The 320-nt window shown below is 59.7% G+C and carries 1 protein-coding gene; it reads right to left on the reverse strand.

Annotated features, from left to right (window positions below; genetic code table 11):
* Positions 1-320 (reverse strand): UvrD-helicase domain-containing protein (locus AC1DDS_RS25835; RefSeq protein WP_477481454.1); only part of this gene is annotated, 320 nt, incomplete at both ends.

The raw sequence follows: 320 nt of genomic DNA on the forward strand, positions 1-320 counted from the left end.
TGCGCCTGCTTGGCCTCGACATAGCTCGCAAACAGTTCCTTGAGCTGCTCCTCCCACCCCATCACCCATGGGTAGGCCGTCTTGAGGACGTCGGTGATGGAGCATTCGGAATTGACGACACGCGAATAGATCGCAAGGCAGGTGCCTTTCGTCGGAAAGCGGTTCTCGGTTTTCGACAGGCCGAGTTCGTGACGAACGAGGTTCATCAGGTCGGCGCTGTCTTCCCGGTCATGGATCGTGAAGTCGACGTTGAGACCGATCTGCTCGGCATACATCCGGAGCAGTCGTGCGCCGATCCCGTGGAACGTGCCCGACCAGGC

Source organism: Mycoplana sp. 10N416, from assembly GCF_056394765.1.